This window comes from Ensifer sp. NM-2, from assembly GCF_003024455.1.
Lineage (GTDB): Bacteria > Pseudomonadota > Alphaproteobacteria > Rhizobiales > Rhizobiaceae > Ensifer > Ensifer canadensis.
On record NZ_PVZR01000013.1, the window covers coordinates 1 to 16,763 of the forward strand.

The 16,763-nt window shown below is 58.2% G+C and carries 19 protein-coding genes and 3 pseudogenes; 13 read left to right on the forward strand and 9 right to left on the reverse strand.

Going from position 1 to position 16,763, the window contains the following annotated elements; genetic code table 11:
• Positions 1-427 (forward strand): annotated as a pseudogene (locus C6558_RS23170) (hypothetical protein); the annotation flags it as partial.
• Between the two features lie 245 nt (positions 428-672).
• Here the strand turns inward: C6558_RS23170 and C6558_RS23175 are convergent.
• The 5 genes from C6558_RS23175 to C6558_RS23200 form a co-directional block, all read right to left on the reverse strand.
• Entirely contained in the window at positions 673-2,037 is a 1,365-nt protein-coding gene (locus tag C6558_RS23175) for a hypothetical protein (protein WP_146160900.1), read from the reverse strand.
• 386 nt (positions 2,038-2,423) lie between these two features.
• Positions 2,424-3,215 (reverse strand): hypothetical protein, encoded by a 792-nt coding sequence (locus C6558_RS23185; protein ID WP_107027814.1) that lies wholly within the window; start codon positions 3,213-3,215, stop codon positions 2,424-2,426.
• 104 nt (positions 3,216-3,319) lie between these two features.
• Entirely contained in the window at positions 3,320-4,351 is a 1,032-nt protein-coding gene (locus tag C6558_RS23190; RefSeq protein ID WP_107027717.1) for a DUF1254 domain-containing protein, read from the reverse strand.
• 134 nt (positions 4,352-4,485) lie between these two features.
• Positions 4,486-4,830, reverse strand: a complete 345-nt coding sequence (locus C6558_RS23195) for a YcgJ family protein (RefSeq protein ID WP_107027718.1) — start codon at positions 4,828-4,830, stop codon at positions 4,486-4,488.
• Positions 4,831-4,925: 95 nt separating this feature from the next.
• Positions 4,926-5,744 carry a phosphatase PAP2 family protein gene (locus C6558_RS23200; RefSeq protein ID WP_107027719.1) on the reverse strand — a complete coding sequence of 273 codons (819 nt, stop codon included), beginning with the start codon at positions 5,742-5,744 and terminating at the stop codon, positions 4,926-4,928.
• A gap of 204 nt (positions 5,745-5,948) precedes the next feature.
• Here C6558_RS23200 and C6558_RS23205 point away from each other — a divergent pair, with 204 nt between their 5' ends.
• The 4 genes from C6558_RS23205 to C6558_RS39990 all read left to right on the forward strand — a co-directional run bounded on the left by C6558_RS23205 (position 5,949) and on the right by C6558_RS39990 (position 9,428).
• On the forward strand, positions 5,949-6,638 hold the full coding sequence (locus C6558_RS23205; RefSeq protein WP_057206664.1) for a Crp/Fnr family transcriptional regulator: 690 nt from the start codon (positions 5,949-5,951) through the stop codon (positions 6,636-6,638).
• Between the two features lie 1,134 nt (positions 6,639-7,772).
• The gene (locus C6558_RS23215; protein WP_146160901.1) at positions 7,773-8,495 is read left to right on the forward strand and encodes a hypothetical protein; all 723 of its coding nucleotides are present in this window, start codon (positions 7,773-7,775) and stop codon (positions 8,493-8,495) included.
• Entirely contained in the window at positions 8,496-8,927 is a 432-nt protein-coding gene (locus C6558_RS23220) for a hypothetical protein (protein ID WP_107027721.1), read from the forward strand.
• Between the two features lie 345 nt (positions 8,928-9,272).
• A complete protein-coding gene (locus C6558_RS39990) occupies positions 9,273-9,428 on the forward strand; it encodes a hypothetical protein (RefSeq protein WP_158268945.1) in 156 nt (51 codons plus the stop codon).
• Between the two features lie 125 nt (positions 9,429-9,553).
• On the opposite strand, the gene C6558_RS23225 is transcribed toward C6558_RS39990, so the two are convergent.
• Complete coding sequence (locus C6558_RS23225; RefSeq protein ID WP_107027722.1) at positions 9,554-9,976, reverse strand: type II toxin-antitoxin system VapC family toxin; 423 nt, start codon at positions 9,974-9,976, stop codon at positions 9,554-9,556.
• Complete coding sequence (locus tag C6558_RS23230) at positions 9,973-10,227, reverse strand: type II toxin-antitoxin system Phd/YefM family antitoxin (RefSeq protein ID WP_057211036.1); 255 nt, start codon at positions 10,225-10,227, stop codon at positions 9,973-9,975. Before C6558_RS23230 ends, C6558_RS23225 begins: the two co-directional genes overlap by 4 nt.
• 412 nt (positions 10,228-10,639) lie before the next feature.
• Here C6558_RS23230 and C6558_RS23235 point away from each other — a divergent pair, with 412 nt between their 5' ends.
• The 6 genes from C6558_RS23235 (at position 10,640) to C6558_RS40350 (ending at position 14,044) form a co-directional block, all read left to right on the forward strand.
• Positions 10,640-11,356: an alpha/beta fold hydrolase gene (locus C6558_RS23235; RefSeq protein WP_244497516.1), complete on the forward strand. Its 717-nt coding sequence runs from the start codon at positions 10,640-10,642 to the stop codon at positions 11,354-11,356.
• Between the two features lie 242 nt (positions 11,357-11,598).
• On the forward strand, positions 11,599-11,982 hold the full coding sequence (locus C6558_RS23240) for an adenylate/guanylate cyclase domain-containing protein (protein ID WP_245449196.1): 384 nt from the start codon (positions 11,599-11,601) through the stop codon (positions 11,980-11,982).
• An 8-nt stretch (positions 11,983-11,990) separates the two neighbouring features.
• A complete protein-coding gene (locus C6558_RS23245) occupies positions 11,991-12,404 on the forward strand; it encodes an MbcA/ParS/Xre antitoxin family protein (RefSeq protein ID WP_057225706.1) in 414 nt (137 codons plus the stop codon).
• On the forward strand, positions 12,398-13,096 hold the full coding sequence (locus C6558_RS23250) for an RES family NAD+ phosphorylase (protein ID WP_057225704.1): 699 nt from the start codon (positions 12,398-12,400) through the stop codon (positions 13,094-13,096). Before C6558_RS23245 ends, C6558_RS23250 begins: the two co-directional genes overlap by 7 nt.
• A 322-nt stretch (positions 13,097-13,418) precedes the next feature.
• Positions 13,419-13,682, forward strand: coding sequence for a hypothetical protein (locus C6558_RS23255; protein ID WP_107027723.1), 264 nt, complete (start codon positions 13,419-13,421; stop codon positions 13,680-13,682).
• A 77-nt stretch (positions 13,683-13,759) separates the two neighbouring features.
• On the forward strand, positions 13,760-14,044 hold the full coding sequence (locus C6558_RS40350) for a hypothetical protein (protein WP_199197045.1): 285 nt from the start codon (positions 13,760-13,762) through the stop codon (positions 14,042-14,044).
• A gap of 189 nt (positions 14,045-14,233) precedes the next feature.
• Here the strand turns inward: C6558_RS40350 and C6558_RS23265 are convergent.
• Together C6558_RS23265 and C6558_RS23270 are read right to left on the reverse strand one after the other, a co-directional pair.
• A pseudogene (locus tag C6558_RS23265) lies at positions 14,234-14,570 on the reverse strand (adenylate/guanylate cyclase domain-containing protein); the annotation flags it as partial.
• Positions 14,571-14,808: 238 nt separating this feature from the next.
• Positions 14,809-15,549, reverse strand: a complete 741-nt coding sequence (locus C6558_RS23270; RefSeq protein WP_146160902.1) for a hypothetical protein — start codon at positions 15,547-15,549, stop codon at positions 14,809-14,811.
• 49 nt (positions 15,550-15,598) lie between these two features.
• Between C6558_RS23270 and C6558_RS40920 the strand changes: the two are divergent.
• Positions 15,599-15,688 (forward strand): annotated as a pseudogene (locus C6558_RS40920) (AsnC family transcriptional regulator); the annotation flags it as partial.
• 119 nt (positions 15,689-15,807) lie between these two features.
• Positions 15,808-16,749 carry a hypothetical protein gene (locus C6558_RS23280; protein WP_057221530.1) on the forward strand — a complete coding sequence of 314 codons (942 nt, stop codon included), beginning with the start codon at positions 15,808-15,810 and terminating at the stop codon, positions 16,747-16,749.
• The last annotated feature ends 14 nt before the right edge of the window (positions 16,750-16,763 follow it).

Sequence of the window (16,763 nt, forward strand, 5' to 3'; positions counted from 1 at the left end):
ATGCCAGCCGTCGTCTAAATGCCCTGTCTCCTGCCTTGTTCAACAGCTCCACGCATATGCTTTCGTCGTCAAAGCCGGAAAGGAAAGAGTTATGACTAAAAGCTTGCAAACGAACATAAGAGCAGACGGTCGCCTGGCGCTCACCGAAGAGCTTTTTTATGCTGGGGCCCTGTGCCTGCTCGATCTGGATTGCACATCGGCCTCCTATGTTTCGCCCGATGGATCATCCATCGAACTTTCCTGGCAAAACTTCTCGCATCTGGCCCTCTGGGCCAAGACCGATGCGCCGTTTCTCTGCATCCAACCCTGGACTGGCTACAGCGACCCGCTCGGATTCGACAAGGACATATTCGAGAAACCAGCGATGCATTTGCTGGAGCCCGCGGCACAACGGCAGCACGGCATCAGCGTCCAATTTTCATCGTGATCAAGCGGTCCCGAAAGGGCCTTTTGCAACGTCTCAGCGGGGAGGCAGTGACATGGCTGACCGTGCCCTGAATTTCATCGGGGTCGAACATCACGAGTTCGGCGCGATGAATCGGCTGCTGTCGTGACGGTGCAAAGACACTGGGTCGAAGAGATCGTCACAAACTGCATCAAGTTAACGAGGCGAATGCGCACGGCAACTTTCGCAAGTGTGCATGCCCATAAACGTTCGATCCTCACCAGAACCTAGAGCAACAGCATTTTTTTCAGGATCGAAAGAACATCCTTTAGGGGCAACCGGGTCGCTCCCTCGATGGCGAATGGCAGGAGTGCCGCCGCACCGACCGGTAAAACCGCCTTACGGCTAAGAAGCACTGTCGAAAGCTTTTTCGCCAACTCGTGGTGCTTGGAGGGATCGGCGATGTCTTCCTTTCTCTCCGATCTCTCATCGCAGTGGGCAGCCACATTACGGCCAAGAACCTTGCGTTCGGCAAGCCGCTGATAATGGGTAGCTTGCACGGAGAGCGCGAGAATCGTGGCGGCCTTCAGGTCGGCAAGCGGTTTCCAGAAGGCAGAAAGTGAGTAGGCAAACAATGCAAGCACCAGCACCAGCCATACGGCCATGGTAGCGGTAAGGCTGGCCGCATTGAGGGTTTCCATATCGAAATGCCTGCCGAGGGTTACCGCCACAGGTGCGCTGACACCGAAAATATACATCATATAGGCATTGGGATATTCTGAGATGAAGGCGAGCCCGCCCTGTCCGTCGGGATGTGTTGCGACCAGCTTCAGTTCCAGCCTCGCCAGCTTCCTAAGCAATTGCGACCAGACGAAGTGACGCCACAGCCCACGCAGCATCAGGAACCAGAAAAGAGGCACGCTTACCGCCACGGACCACCAGCCCGCCAAGCTAATGGCACTACCGTTCGGCGCAAGCTCAACGGCCCAGGACGTCAACGGAGCATGATGGAGAAGTGCGCAGTAGAACAGTCCGCCAACGACCGCCAACGCCACGCATATGATCTCGGGCAAGCCGGAATCGCGCTGTTTGAGCGCCACAAGGACCGCCTCCGCGGCGCTCTGCATCGAAACGGGCGCAATGATCGGCGCTCTAAGGAAATGCCGGAGCTTGGTGCGTAGACCGTCTTCGACCTGTCGCTCGGCAAGAACGAACGTCCCGATAGCGACGAAAAAAGTGGCCCAAACGCCGAGATCTCGGAGATAAGCTCCTGCATCGCTGACTGACAGGCTACCGGGCAAAGCCAAAAAGAACGGAATTGCCCAAGCAATCGCGATGAAAAACACCGCACGGCGCCCCGCGTTGAGCGCGTGTGTGTCCAGCAGCTTCAACCGACGTTGAAGCTCGTAGAAAGGTCCGCCATGCGACGCGAGGAAATCCCAGGGCGTCTGGTCGGCTTCGGAACCTGTAGCTTGAGAGGATTGCGGATCGTCCGCATAAATATCGCCACGGTTAGTAGCATCTGCGCGCGCGGGCGCTGCTTGTTCCACGTCTTCTGACGTTTTGTTTATCGACGCATGAGGCATAGGCTGTCGTACTCCCGATTTCCTTGCCGAGAGCCCGCTCGACATCAAATGATGGTATGAAGCCATCAGTTCTGCCGCAGGCCGGACTCAGCCCTTTTGCTTGGTCAAGGTCGTGTCATTGAATCTGCGGCCCGCCACAGCACCGAGACCGTTCCACTGACGACCGCGAACCAGCAAAATCCGTGGCGGGGTTGGCTGGCAGACGTTTCGGCCTTGCACAGTTCCGGCGTCGCGTTCCGACGGGATCGAGACCGCGACTTCCGCGAAGGAGAGTTCCTGATTGCGCTCGCGTTTGAACAAGGTCGCCGGATCCCCGGACGGCTGATGCGTCGTCGGCAAAAGTATGTCGACCTGCGTTGTCTTTGGTGTTGATGCCGCCAGAGCGACGGGTTCCATCATCCCGACCGGATGACCGACATGCGTTCTCGCACGCAGACGTCGTTGCGTTGCGACTAGAAATGGAAAACCAACCCCAGCATCGGGCCTTTCTGCACAACGTCATAGTCAAAGCCGCCGGAGCTGTAATCGACACCCATCGCGCGATATCCAGCCACTGCCGAAATGCTATCCTTGATTTGGTAGCCGATGGCACCTGCGACATCCCAATCAAGATCGGCTTGCCCGGCGCCGACATTCCCCCAACCCGTGAGGTAGAATTGATCCGTGAGGAAATACGTTCCACGGAAACCTGCGACGGCGTCGAGCCAGGTAGCGCTGTCTTCGCGGCTTATGCCATCTAGGACGCCGCCGCTGAAAGATACCTTGGTGCTCGCGTACCAGAGGCGCGCCCCGGCAATCACGTCCAGATGGTTCCGGCCATTCGTCACCAGGCTGTAGCCGCCTCCAACCAGACCCGAAAACGTCTCGGACGTCACACCGATCTTGTTCGTCAAAACCCTGGCGGGGCTGTGGCCACTTACAGAAAGCTTTGTGTAGATTACGTCGCTGAAAACGCTGAAACGGTCATATCTACCCTCTGCCACGCCCATAAATGCGAAATCCAGATCCTTGAGTATATCGCCGAAGTCGGACTTCAAGCTCGCCGGCGGATGGCCAAACTGCCCGACGGTGCCGTCGATGCCAGCAGCCCAGAAATACGGGCTGGCATTTAACTGCCAGCCAGACGAGGTCTCGCTGCCGGCTTCGGGTTGGAATGGCAGAAACTGCTTATCCGCAGCCTTCGCCGAAAGCGAAAGCATCAAAACCGATGCGAAAGCAGTTGAGCATACTAAAAAAAACTTCATTTTCCCCTCGATAACGGCTTCCGTTTCAGAAAAGGCCGCGCAGCGAATGGCACTCCGGATACGCGTGCGGGCGAAATCCGATCCGCCCGCCCGCATGAGCCGTCTTATGGCAAGGGTTGTGGCTGCGGGAAACTCCATTCGCCGCTCAATATCTCGGCACGCGGCTGATAGAGCCTCACCGTATAATTCCAGCCAGGCACGGTCGGCAGGCAGTTGACGATGTTGCCGTCGCAGCCGCCGAACTGGATGGTGATCGAGCCATCGTCGCTCTTCTTTGCCGTCAGGTTGTTCAGCGAATAGGCGTTGTATGGGTTCTTCTCGAAGTAGCCCTCGGCGTTGTAGACGCTGACCGACCAGAAACTATCGACCGGAACGTCTCCAACCTTGAGCGTATAGACGGTGGCTCCATCGTTCTTGGGCGCGTCCCCGCTGAGGTAGGTCGCATCTTTGGCGGGATTTCCGCCCCAGCCGGTCGCGGTGCCGATCAGGTGCCGGATCGGATCGACGGCTTCCTTTGTGCCGAAGGCGTTGTTGTAGTCGGGGATCGTCGAACCGAGGACGAGCAGGGCTTCGCGCATCTTCGTCTGGCTCGGTTGATCCCAGTTCGGCACCTCGAAATTTCCGGCGCCTGCCAGGTTGACCTTGATCGCGTCCTGAAGCTCATGGACCTGGTCTACGTCCTTCGGATCGGCAGGATCGACCAGCGTGCGAATCGCGACAAACACGTAACGCGTGCCGACATTCTCCTTCGTCAGCGTATAGCTGCCGGCGCCGTAGAAGACCGACGGCACATAGTGGTCCTCGCTGACTACCTGCATCGACATGAAGCGCTTGCCCGCATCGGGTAGCGTGACCGTGACCGGGCCGGCGTCGAGATCGAACACCGCCTCCGAATAGAGCGTGTCACGATTCATGCGGATGACGTTCTGGTTGTCGATGGAGACCGGTTCGCGGCTATGGACGAACTGGCCGAAGCCGCCGTCCTTCACCGTCTTGCCTATGTACAAGTCGGACTCGGCGCGGACGAAATTCTCGACGCCGACGGGGGTTGCGGTGGTGGAGGGGGTCTGTGCGTTCGCACTCCCAAGCGTCGCCACAGACGCGGCGACAACGCAGATTACAGGCAAATACGGCATAAAATCTCCTCGATAATGCAATAGGTTACTTAAATCCCTAGCTTTGGGATTTTCTGTCGGTTGGCTTTCCAGATCCCCGCCGCGCACTTTGCTGCGTCCTCCGAAAATTCGGACGTCCGCCGGCGAGGGAATGTTTACCGGCGAAATAGGAGACGCGTGTACGTTCGGGTGATTGTGGCACTTCGCTTGCCGTCCGCATCGAAGTATCTGTCTTCGCGGCATAGCCGCTCTTTGACGTCGCGGAAGATGCCGTTGGCAAAAGTGAACTCCGCCTGGTCGAAATCACCTTGTGAAAACAGTTTGATTGCAGCCTTCTTACCAACGTGCTTTTGCGTCAACCGGCGCGAAACACCCGTATTGTCGGCGCACATGTAGCGGTCACAGAGCACGCCTTTCTCCGGTGAGAGTAGCCCGCCCGCAGAAGAGGGTTTCCAAACGCTGCAGCGAGGAGGAGGCAGGAGGCGCTTTCTCGCTCGCATGGGGGACCACCGTATCGCGGTTGTTTGCTGAGGGCAGAGCCGGACGCTAGATCAACCGGCTCGAATACTTGAAAATTGTCGGAAGCCCGAGATTGTTATCGTGCCGACAGAGCGGCTTCTTCCGCAACGCAGCTTGATGGCTCGGCCGCCCCCGCAGTCTTCAATTCTTCGCGTGCCGCCGCGACATCCGAGAGGAACTCTGCATTGTTATGCAGTTTTGCGACCGTCGCCGCACCCATAATGCGTCCCGCATCGACGTCGCTCTGCCAATGTGCATCACAAATTACGCGGCTCTGGCCGAATTCTATGCCGCGTTTCATCAGGACATCGGCGCGTTCCGGGCTGATTTCGCTCAACACCAGCGCCCAGGCCCAGCCAGCCGCCGTATGGCCTGAAGGATACGAGCCGTCGGTTCGCAGCAGCGGCTCCTGATCGGGATAGCAGGTGCCTTCGTTATGGACCACGAAAGGACGAGTGCGATTGTAGGTGTTCTTCACGCCATACGTCGACAGCCCTGCATCAGTCAGGACCTTCTGCATCAAGCGATATAGGTGAGGGGTCTTGTCTTTATTAATATCGACGCCCATTGCGCAGGAGAAGTTTTTCGCCGGCTGCGGGAATTGCAGATCAGCGTCTGCGCGCGCTAGATCCCAGCGCGGCGTACCGCGCAGCGGTATGGTTGCGGCTCTCAACTCTTCGTCACGCGCAAGCATCGCAGTACCGTCGGCCGGCGGCGGGCCAAGCAGCACAAGGCTATCGGGCAGATCCTTTTGCTTGAGATAGCCCGAAGCCAACTGGAAATGTGGATCCGTAATCTCTTGCTTTGCGGCGGTTTCTGCCGCGGCCGGTTCAATGCCTTGGCCGGCAAGTGCGATGACCGAGCACAAGGCCAATTGATAGATCTTCGATAGCATGCAAGAGCTCCTGGATATGCGATCTCGAGACGACCACACACGCGTGGCCGAACAATTCGATGGGGATGTGGGCAGGCATCAGCCGTAAACACGTAGAGAAGCCGGCTTACCCCTGATCGTCGCGGCCTCTTTCTTCTCGCCATAAAGTTGATACAGAGCTTTTGAACGGCACATTGTGTCGAACCGCACAATCTGGAGAAGAAAATGGCGCGTATGTCACGGGCGCATGCGGAACGCATCATGTGCGAGGCTGGGTGGCTGGCTCAAATGCCTGAAGCCTTCAGGGTACGCTTGCTGCAAAATGCGCTACTTCTGAAATTTGACGCAGGTCAGGTTATATTCCGTCCGGGCGACCCCGCCGGGGGCATTTATGGTCTTGTTTCAGGGACTGTGACCGTGGACACCGCGCCTCTCGACTCAACGCCGCGCCTGATCCACATCGCCGTACCCGGCGGATGGACCGGCGAAGACAGCTTCATGACCGGCAAGCCAAGACGGATCGAGCTGTTCGCGCGGAGCGAAACCTGGGTGATGCACGTCCCGCTGGAGACGATGGAACAGATGGCCGCATCTGATCCAAACAACATTCGGGCTTTCGGCGTCATTTCGATCTTGGCGGCGGACAAACTACTTAGAATCGTACATGATCTGCAGAAGAAGAGTGTCAGTTCAAGAATTGCGTCAGTTCTGCATCGCATGTCCTGGTCGACAGATGCTCCTATTTCCGTTTCCCAGGAAAATCTCGGTATCTTGACGAACACATCCCGCAAGCAAGTCAACAGCGCCATCCAACGTTTCGTCGAGGCCGGTTGGATTGAAACCGGTTATCGCTCCATAATCGTTACCAACCCGTCGGCTTTGCGGCGGCATGCTGAACAGGATGTGGCAGACTGATATGTCTCAGCGACCAGAGAGCCCTGTTGTGAAGAACGTCACGACTACATCAATGCGTGCGAGTCCGCCTGGATGCTTCGCAGAGATCGTGCGATGCGCGAGCTGCTGACATGATCCGGGCGACGCTGCTCAATGGGAGCAATGCGCCGCGCTAAATCACGAGAGCGGCACTTTGGGTTCGAGTGGTGGCGCTGTTTACCCCGCCCATATCTGGCCGAAAAAGCCGGTCGGCTTCGAGCCACCAGCAAGAATGAGCGTACCAGGCGCCGGCAGCGCAACTGACAGAGCCCGTTCGCGCGCGGTTTGACCGGTTAAAAGGCCTCGTCTCGGAGGATCAGCATCGCGACGGCAAACGGCCGGGATCCGGTATGCCTAGACCTGGCAAGCCGCTCCAATTGAAAAGCGCCCTGCCCTCACCTGCCCACCTGACCAGCAAACCTGCGTATCGATGATACCGTCTCTGGCGGCCGCTGGATCAAAATTGAGACGATGCAGGGCGCATGCTTACGACGGCCCCGGCGATGCGCTTTCTCTCGTCAGGCGGAAACGCTACGATCGGTTCCGCAAATCGATGTGGCGAGCGGACGACAACTTCCGTCGAGAAACCGTCGCCTGTCCGACTTTCGATCTCCGACTGCCAGACCGGACGGCGGGCCGCCTAAATCCTTCACGCTTGCAGATCGTGAACCGTTTGGCTGAGAGAGGAGCCCAGGACCTGGTCGCCCCGTGCGGATCATCTAATGTCGCCGGTATACTCTGAACGGGCTCTCATTCCATTTCGGACGGTCCGCAAGCCCTCTCAGACGTCGACGGACCACCTTCCCGCCGCGCCAGTTCATTCTCGATAGCTTCACGGACGAAGGCCGCAATGCCGTAATTTCCAACCAAGGCCTTAATCCGCTCTTTCGTTGCCGGCGAGAGGCGGATTTTTGTTTCTTTGACGTTTAGCGGCGGTCGTCCCATAAAATTCCTGTTCCGCCTGTTTTGTCGAAACAAACACCAGCCGCCATAAAACGGGCCCGTTTATTGACGAATTAAACGGGGACGTTTATCGTTGTATTGCAATACGGCTGGATTGCGTGTTCGCGCACGCTATCCAGCCTAACCACAACCTAGCTAGCTGGAGCTCGGATCATGGCTGATTCTGAGAATAGCAGAACTTTGCCTGCAATCACCCGTAGAGAAGAAAATTTTGAGAACGGCGCGATCGAAAAGCTGCCGTACGTGATCGACCGCCGAAACCTTCTGCCCGTCGCGGCGCGCTTTCTGAGCGCCCGTATTGCCGATCCGAACGGCCCGCGCAGAGTAAGCGGTCCAACGCCTGTCCGCGAAATGTGGCCACGATGGTATGCCCGTCATAAGCAACTGTTGGAGGCGACGCGCTTCAGACAAAAGCTAGAAACAGAAATGCTGGAGCAGGCCGGCGGTTTTCCGGTTGCCGAACTGCAGATTGTTGGAAGCGACCAGCCGGTGGTGGTGCACTCTTTCGCCGAGCTCAATCGCCTGGCTTACCAGGTGGATGCCGACCAACTGTCTCGGGCAAGGAGTGAACTTCGTCAGCGCAAGAAACAATGGAAAAAGGCCGACAAGCACCTGGGCTACAGCGACGCCGTTACCCTGGAACAGGAGCTCGCGCGACATCTCGGAATATTGGCCCGTGTCATGTGGATCACGAGGCCGTCCTGCCTGATCGAAATCACCGCGAAGTTCCATTGCCTGATCGTGACACACGATCCGGGCTTGAAGCTCGAAGAGGCACCCTGGCCAGAGCTGCGGACCATGCTGAGGGATCTTATGCGCATGGAAGAACGGGCCGGCGAGACAGGGGCTTGTCGCTCGAGCCTGGAGGCAAGCTGAATGGACCTGGCCTATCCTGATCAATCAGCAAAGGTTCGAGACATTCTGGCCTTGGCGACGCAGTACCGAGACGCGGCCGTCACGCTTGGTGAGGGCGTGTCCAAGTCCGGCCACCCGCCGCGACGCCTTCTCGCTCTCCATTCCATTGAGCTCCATCTGAATGCTCTCCTGCTTGCCAAGGGCCTCGATCGCGACACCGTTGACGGCTTGCAGCTCGATCTTGGCGAGCGGACACGAAGAGCAGTAGACGCCGGCCTCGTTCTGCGCAGGCGCACGGCGGAGCACCTGGCCAGCCTCTCCTCAAACAGAGAGTATCTCGTCATCCAGTATCGTCCAGACCTGACTGCCTCGATCTCACAGATGAGCCGGCTTATGGCGACCCTTGATGAACTCTCGCGCAAGGTCAGAAAGATGTTACGGGCTTCGTCGTGATCGAAAAAACCCGTCACCCAGGCTGCATTCTCCGCACCACGGGGACCATGCCTGGTTCACGTCCTTCGCTGCCTTTTCGGGCCGCCGGGTTTTGGAGCGGCCGCACCGGCGGTTGCTCGTGGTGCATGGCGTGGGCCACTTGGATCCCCTTCGTTGAACCGGTGCGGTAGAAGGCTTCGAGCTAAAGGAGCAACAGCAAAGTGACGGCTCACCGCCTCTTCATCGGGTTTTCGAAGTTTTCCGCAGCCACGGCTGCGGTTCGGTCGGCATAACTCGTTTGGGGAATGGCGCGCGCACGATGGAAGGTTAAAGACTGGTGCACGGTGGCAGCCGTTGGGATATTCGATGCGTCGGCACGAGGCGGTGCTCGAATATCCCTCGCCCATCATTCCGGCTCACGCGGCGCCGCGGTCCAGCTGGCTGGCGTTCATCGACATCCGGCTGCACACCATGCAGGCAGGTGACCGTGCGTTCTGCGTGGGCGGTTCTTCCGCATCCTGAGCCACGAGGCGTACCTCAGTCCCTTGCTTAGAAGCGCCCGTTGTGCTGTATCGCGCCAAGAAGCTTCCGGATTTTCTGGCAGAGCCGGTTCGGCATATGGGACAAGCCTGTTTGCGCTGTAACCGTCAGCTTTGCCAGGGATCAACCACAACAACGCCGGTGCCTTCAAAGTCCCTGAGCTTGCGTGTGACGACGATCATGTCGTGGACCAAAGCGGTCGCTGCAATCAACGCATCGGCTTCGTTGCGCCGGTCGGGAATATGCAAGTGAGCGCAACGCGTCGCAACCGCATCATCAACTGAAAGAATACGACCGGCAAACTCAGGGCGCACATGACTGTCAAGCCAAGAGCGCAGCCGAGCGCCCTGTGTGGCGTCCCGGCGCTGCACGCCGAGCACTCCTCGTTCCAATTCAAGAACCGTGATGGCGGAAATGAAGAAGCGCGCCGCATCTTCCGATCCGACCCACGCTACCACATTGGCATTGGCTTTGCCGTCGCCAACTTTGCGCAGTTCGGAAATCACGTTGGTGTCCAACAGATACTTCAAAACAAATCGACTTCGCGCGGCCTGACTTCGACGCGGCGCGGCTCGAAATCGATCGCCGAAAGGCCAGACATAGCGAGAGCCTCGACAAGGCTGCGCCGCCTGCCGCTCAAGCGCTCGAATTCATCGTAAGTCATGAGCACATGGGAAGGCCTGCCGCGGTCGGTGATGATCACCGGACCGCTCTTTGCCGCCTTCTTTGCGCGGCTGACGTCATGATTCAGTTCTCGACTGGAAAGAGTCGTGATGCTCACGGGTCACCTCGATGTAGGCATTTACCTTCATAAACACTGGAGGACGAAATAACAAGTGGAGCATACGCTTGAGCGCTCCTGCATGCTCCACGGCAGTGCCCAGCGCAGGGGCATTCCAGTCGACACGTTATGCGATCATTTTAACCCAAAACGTGAGACAGCCTCGCAACAAGCCGTGCACACGGCTGCTCCTGAAGAACGGCTCCCGCATAGCCTGACCGGGAGTTCTGGCGCGTTGATGACCTTCACCACCGCGGCAGCGGCCAAGGCGTCTTGACCGCTACGGGCTCGAAGCCGTCTGGCATAGCTGCATCGACGGTTCCGCCAAAGATTGAGTTTTGGTTCCTGGGTTCCATTTGATGTGCCTAGACGCCGTACAACATGAAGGAGGTATCCAATGACGCGGAACATCATGGCGCTGGTCTTCGCGGCCGTATGTGGAATGTGCAGTCTGGGAGTGACGCATGCCGAGCAGTTGGCGGCGAGATCGAGCGCCAGCACAAAGAACGATCTTAATTATCTGATGTACACGCCAGACGACTATGCGTCGTCCGGCAGCGCGTATCCGCTTGTTGTGTGGCTACACGGCGGCGATCAGGGCGGGACCGATATCGAGAAGGTTAAATCAAGTGGCATTCCGAAATTGGTCGAGGATGGAAAGACATTCCCGTTCCTGGTGTTTTCGCCTCAGAATCCGAGTGAAGAACTGCTTTATCCGATCGAGAAAGTGGAGGCCGCACTCGACGAGGTTATGTCGAAGTATCGCGTCGATCGCACGCGTGTCTATCTCGTGGGGTTCAGCCGCGGCGGTTTCGGTGCATGGGCCATGGCAGAACAGTTTCCCGAAAAATTTGCGGCTGTCGTTCCAATCGCTGGCGGCGGTAACCGCCACTACCTTAGCAGGACAAATGAAAAGGCAGCCTTCTGGGTGTTCCACGGCACGAACGATGAAGTCATCCCTTTGTCGGATTCAGTCGTGCTTTACGAGCGCCTTGTGGGTCTGAAGCGAAATGCTCGTTTGAGTGTTCTGGAGGGCGTGGACCACTCGGGCGTCGAGTGGGCCGCCTTAAATGATCCGGAGCTCTGGGATTGGCTTCTGAAACAGCGCCTTGACGTCGGGCCTGAGTAAAACTCTGCGCGTAGCGCGTAATGGGAACGGCGACTGCTGGCGCCTTCATCTCGGACGTTTGAAAACCTGTAGCGGCTTTTCGAAAGCTGCTCCTGCGGAGTTAGAACATTTGAGCAGCGTGAAATCCCAATTTCGTCATTTCGTCTATTTCGACGCCGACCAAAATGCTACCAAATTGCTTGAGTAGTCCCGAAACAGAGGGCTGCATTTCAATTCGCTATTTTCTTGGCGGAGGGGCAAGCGTGGAACGTCGCCTTACCACAATAATGGCTGCCGATTTGGTCGGCTATTCTCGTTTCATGGCGGCGGACGAGGAAGGCACCATTTCGCGGCTGCGCGATGCGCGAACTTACGTGATTGACCCGGCGATTATGGAAAGCGGTGGCCGCATCGTCAAAACCATGGGCGACGGGCTCCTGGTCGATTTCCAATCGCCAGTGTTAGCGGTAAGAGCGGCTCTTCTAATGCAACGCAACTTGATCTCGCGCGAGTCTCCTCAAGGGGAAGACCGACGTCTGCGTTTTCGGATCGGTATTCATCTGGGAGACGTGGTGATCGATGGGGACGACATCCTCCTCTGGTCTTGCCAATTGGCAAAAGAGGGTTATATTTATGCCAGAAAGTGAGGTGCGATATGCTGCTCCAACCGATTGTTGCCACGCCTGCTGCGACAAACAACGGTGTTATCACGGATCAGGAAGCCGGAGCGCTGGCACGCACGACCGTCAATCTGTTCAAGGCCTGGGAGCTTTCCGATGCCGAGGCGTGCACACTGCTTGGCGGGCTTTCTGCGCGCACTTGGGCTCGATGGAAAGAGGGTAGCATCGGCAGGATCGACCGGGATCTAAGGATGAGGATGGCTCATCTGATGGGTATCCACAAAGGGCTACGCTATCTCTTCAACGAGCCGGCCCGCAGCTACGCTTGGATTCGCAAACCCAACACCGCGTTTGCTGGCGAAAGTGCTCTTGCCATGATGTTGCGCGGGGAGATGTCCGATCTATCAGCCATGCGTGAATGGATCGATGCGGAGCGCGGTGCATGGTGAGTGGACTGGCCGTCCGCACCCTCGTTCAATGGCCGCAAACCTATCGAATCATCCGCTCAATCTATCCGCCAATCGATCTCTTTGAAGATATCGCCGACCCTCGCGACTGGGAAGCGCTCGTATCTGTAGAAGAAAAAACCAATCCACGCATTCGCCTCGAGGTCGGCGACCTTGGAAAGGTTCCGGCTGGTCGCCGGGTGGCCGGCCCGGGCGCAAGTCTGGTCATGGCGCCCTTCGTACATTGTTCCACTTTACGGCCTGGCCGCTTCACGGACGGTCGTTATGGGATCTACTATGCCGGCGCTAGTGAAGACGTTGCTGTTGCCGAAACCATTCATCATCACGAGAGATTCATGCGAGCAACAAGCGAGGAACCCGGTTGGACGGCGGACTTCCGTGTTCTTATCGGCAGTATCGATCGCGCGCTTCATGATGTGAGCGCTGTGCCGGATGTTCTGGACCCGAACGACTACACAGCGTCGCAGTTGGAGGGGCATGCCCTGCGCGCCGCAGGAAGCGACGGCCTCTTGTGGAACAGCGTTCGGATGCCGGGTGGACTATGCATCGGCATCTTCTGGCCGGACGTAATCCCGGTTCCGATGCAAGGCCGTCACTATAGCTATCACTGGGATGGCTCACGGGTCGACTTCGTGAAAAAGCATGACACCGGAGAGGTGCTGCAAGTCAGCTGAGATATCGTGATCGCGGGGGGACAACGGGTGTTGCATCTTGCTTTTGGGAAGGCAATCTCCAAGTCGCGACATTTGTCGAGCCTCTGTGGGTGGCTCGCAAATCTTTTCACCCCGGAAAACGATAACGAATCAGTTGTATTCGCCACGGGGACATATAATGCGATTCTTTCTTGGCCTTGGTTGTCAGTGGCACTTTGAGACGGCAAAGCACTGCCGGTGCGAAGCAGGTCATAACCGATATCGACCTTTCACTCGCAGTACCCGACATCGACGATCAACTTCCCTTTCGGCGAGCGCCCGTATCGAGGAACGCCACTACCAGATGACGCACGCGATCTCCTCCGTGCGCCCGTTGCTTGAACGACAGCCAGCTGACCTGAGCCTTTCCTTCGAGGCGGATCCCGCCCCCGCCCCCGGGCTCTCCGCATTCGAGGCCACCGGACAAGTCGCCCTCAACACCAATGGCAGCTACCAGATCCGCGGCGGCAAATTGCTCGTTGGAGACGAGGCTCTTGGCCTCGACTCACTCTTCCCGGCAATCGCCCGCGGTTTCTCGCTGACATCGACGCCGACCGGTTGGACCTGAGCGCATTTCTTGAGGCTACTACCTCGGCTTCGTCGCAACCCAACGCGAAATCGGAGAAGTCGGGCGCTTCGACGGGTTTGCAGCTTCTGACCGGGTTCGATGCCGATATCGGCGTGAACATCAGGGATCTTGTCCTTGGTGACATCTCGGCATCAGACGTTGCCTTGGCGGCAACGCTTAAGGACGGGCTGGTTACGGCAAGGATAGAACATCTCGGCATCGATGCCGGCAGCGTTGCGGCAAATATTTCTGCCGATATTCGCGAGGTTGAGCCGACCTTCAGGCGCCGCATATCCAGCAATGGGCTTGATGTCGCCAGATCGGCAGGACCCCAAGAGGCAGCAGAGAAACAGCTCCAATAATGATGAATCCGAAGATCCTAATCGGTCTCATAGACAATGCCCCAACACAGTTACTTGAGAAATCGATCAGATTAATATTGCTGCTATGCTCGTAGCATCGCTCCAAAAGAGGTGAGCGACACTGGTTGCCCGCTCGGCGAAGCTGCTTAAATATTTCGCAAGGCATCCTGTCTTCATTCGCCGCGCCTACTCACGGTGGCCCAACTGCGCAAGCGCAGCAGCCAGGAATGTGCGTGAGTTGGTACGATACGTGTCTTTCCTGCGGAGTGTAGCGGTTGCCGCCTCGTATTGCGCCTGCCCAAGATGACAAAGATACCAGCAGGTCGGATAGGGATTGAGCGCAGAGCTGTTTCGATCTGCGCTAGTCCGTCGGCAACCCTGCCGTCCAGCACGGACATGTCCGACATGGCGGCCCAGGTGTCGGCGTGGTTGGGGTCCAGCTCCAGGCCTTGGCGAAGGCGGCCTCCGCTTCCTCTCGCCGCTCATAAGCCAAAATGGTCCCCAGAACGTAACGGCAGCCGGCATCGGTGCGGGCGCTCGCGTCTGTTCATTGCGGTGCGCCGCAATGAAAAACGGGAGGCGCGCTCCCCGCAATCGTATCGAAAAGGGTCCGATGGCGGAGAAAGAAAACGCGTCGATTGTTCGCGTGTTCTCGACGAGCGAAAAGACCGGCTTCGAGCTGGCAAGCTCCTGTTGATCCCTTGGTGGAGGTGCGGTGACCTAAGACCCTGAACTGGCGGCTTGATGGAAGAGTAGTATCGAGCCTACCGCTCCGCGCCATCGCGGTCATTGCTGCGCTGGCGATCCTGCTCAGCCTGCCGGAGGATCTGCTGGCGCTGCTCGTCCTGGGCACCTTTGGCAGTGGCAGCCTGTTCCCGCGCCGCACGAGCGGCACGACCGGCGGCAATCGCCTGCTGCTGGGCGGCGATGGCGGGATCACTCGTCGGCGGCGATCCCCGGTCCTGGGAGCGTGTCGCGTCGGTCCGGGCGGCCGGCGGTTTGCCCCCTCCCCCTGCGGTGTCAGCGACCGATTGCATCTGCTGCATCTGGATGTCGCGGCGCTGCTCGGCAAAGAGCGCGGAGATTTCCTTGCGCATCTCCTCGACGGCCTGGCGCTCCGCACTACTGTCGACCATGGTCTCGAGGCGGTCCATCGATTTGTTCGCTCGAGAAACACGCTCGTCGAACTGTTCCAGCGATAGGGGCATGGTCTTTTCCTTCTGCTGTTGAATGAGGGTCTTGAGTGCCGCCGACGGCTCGCTCGACGGCGCGCCGGATCGCTGCGCAAAGGCTTCAAACCGCTTTTGAAGCCAGGGCGACGGTGAACCCTCCTTCGAGGAGCCCACCGCCTCAATGATTACGTCAAAACGCAATCCCAGCTTGAGCATCCGCGCCTCGAAATCCCTGACGACGGACAGCGTCTCTCCGCCCGGGCCAAACTCGTCGTTCTGCTTGGCGAGTTCCCGCTCTATTTTGCTGACGCTCGCCGTTGTGGGCGCCAGCACACAAATTGTCTTGCCACCGGCCGAAACGAAGTTGCTATCGACGCCGGCCACCCGATTGACGCGGCTGCAAGGCGTTGCCTCCATAGAGGCAAGCTTCGCGCTGAGCCAGATCAAGCATTCCCAAGCGCTGCCGTTTTAGCATTCAGCCGACGAGGTCCGCCAAAATACCGCACAAGCTGATGAAATCTCCGGGAAATCGCGAATGGCCCTCACTCTGCCGCAGGAGGAAGGATAGAGGCGCAACCGGAGTTACGGCCGATGGTCAGTTCACAGGCATCTGAGCAAGGTTTTCCACCATCCACGCCCGGTGCCGGCTACGGCGAAGCGATTGGACACCATGGAGAATTTCTCCAAGGCGTGTTCAAGACGCCGGAGGGCGGCCTGAGGCGCGGCCTTCTCACGGTACCGCATCCTCGCTTGAAGAGCGTCGTCAACTTCTGGCCGCGGACAGGCAAGCAGATCCGAACACGACCGGACGACCGGGAAAAGGCCGCGGCTGCGGCGCGCCTGACTCTCGATTTCCTTGGCCAGAACAAGGTCGGCGGCGACCTGACGATCAGCAGCAATATCCGGTTCGGGAGCGGTCTTGGGTCTTCGACGGCCGATGTCGTCGCGGCAATACGGGCAACTGCCGATGCCTTCGGACAACGGCTTTCACGTCTCGATCTGTGCGATCTCGCCGTGCGGGCGGAAACTGCCATTGACGCGATCGCCTTCGGCATTCAGCCGGTCCTTTTCGCCCATCGCCAGAGCGGGCTGATCGAAGCTTTTTCCGGTGACTTTCCAGACCTTCTCATTGTCGGATTCGATACCGGAGACGACCCTATCAACACGACCGAGCACAAGCCGGCTCGCTACTCGTCCGATGAGATCGAACTTTTCGCCGTGCTTCGCGGCCTCGTTTCAAGGGCGATCACCGATCGCGACACCCCGCTATTCTGTCGCGTCGCAACCTTGAGCGCACAGATCAATCAACGCCACCTACCCCGTGCGCGCTTTGACGAGATCACCTGGCTTGCCCAGGAGTGCAATGCGCGAGGAATACAGGTGGCCCACAGCGGCAATATCGCAGGCCTGCTATTTGACGTTGGCAACCTATCGGCTGCGTTGACGGGCACGCGCTCCCTTAAACATTCCGGCTTTGGCAATGTCGGCGTTTTCCATTTTCCCAGTGGTAGGGAATTGCAGAACCATGAATGAACTCAATCGATCTC

What these genes read in the sequence shown, in the direction of transcription:
- C6558_RS23195 (WP_107027718.1), bottom strand. Translation starts at nt 4,830, where the DNA reads ATGCGAGCGAGAAAGCGCCTCCTGCCTCCTCCTCGCTGCAGCGTTTGG.
- C6558_RS23235 (WP_244497516.1), top strand. Translation starts at nt 10,640, where the DNA reads ATGGCGCTGGTCTTCGCGGCCGTATGTGGAATGTGCAGTCTGGGAGTG.
- C6558_RS23255 (WP_107027723.1), top strand. Translation starts at nt 13,419, where the DNA reads ATGACGCACGCGATCTCCTCCGTGCGCCCGTTGCTTGAACGACAGCCA.
- C6558_RS39990 (WP_158268945.1), top strand. Translation starts at nt 9,273, where the DNA reads ATGCGTCGGCACGAGGCGGTGCTCGAATATCCCTCGCCCATCATTCCG.
- C6558_RS23190 (WP_107027717.1), bottom strand. Translation starts at nt 4,351, where the DNA reads ATGCCGTATTTGCCTGTAATCTGCGTTGTCGCCGCGTCTGTGGCGACG.
- C6558_RS23250 (WP_057225704.1), top strand. Translation starts at nt 12,398, where the DNA reads ATGGTGAGTGGACTGGCCGTCCGCACCCTCGTTCAATGGCCGCAAACC.
- C6558_RS23215 (WP_146160901.1), top strand. Translation starts at nt 7,773, where the DNA reads ATGGCTGATTCTGAGAATAGCAGAACTTTGCCTGCAATCACCCGTAGA.
- C6558_RS23280 (WP_057221530.1), top strand. Translation starts at nt 15,808, where the DNA reads ATGGTCAGTTCACAGGCATCTGAGCAAGGTTTTCCACCATCCACGCCC.
- C6558_RS23220 (WP_107027721.1), top strand. Translation starts at nt 8,496, where the DNA reads ATGGACCTGGCCTATCCTGATCAATCAGCAAAGGTTCGAGACATTCTG.
- C6558_RS23205 (WP_057206664.1), top strand. Translation starts at nt 5,949, where the DNA reads ATGGCGCGTATGTCACGGGCGCATGCGGAACGCATCATGTGCGAGGCT.
- C6558_RS23245 (WP_057225706.1), top strand. Translation starts at nt 11,991, where the DNA reads ATGCTGCTCCAACCGATTGTTGCCACGCCTGCTGCGACAAACAACGGT.
- C6558_RS23185 (WP_107027814.1), bottom strand. Translation starts at nt 3,215, where the DNA reads ATGAAGTTTTTTTTAGTATGCTCAACTGCTTTCGCATCGGTTTTGATG.
- C6558_RS23175 (WP_146160900.1), bottom strand. Translation starts at nt 2,037, where the DNA reads ATGGCTTCATACCATCATTTGATGTCGAGCGGGCTCTCGGCAAGGAAA.
- C6558_RS23200 (WP_107027719.1), bottom strand. Translation starts at nt 5,744, where the DNA reads ATGCTATCGAAGATCTATCAATTGGCCTTGTGCTCGGTCATCGCACTT.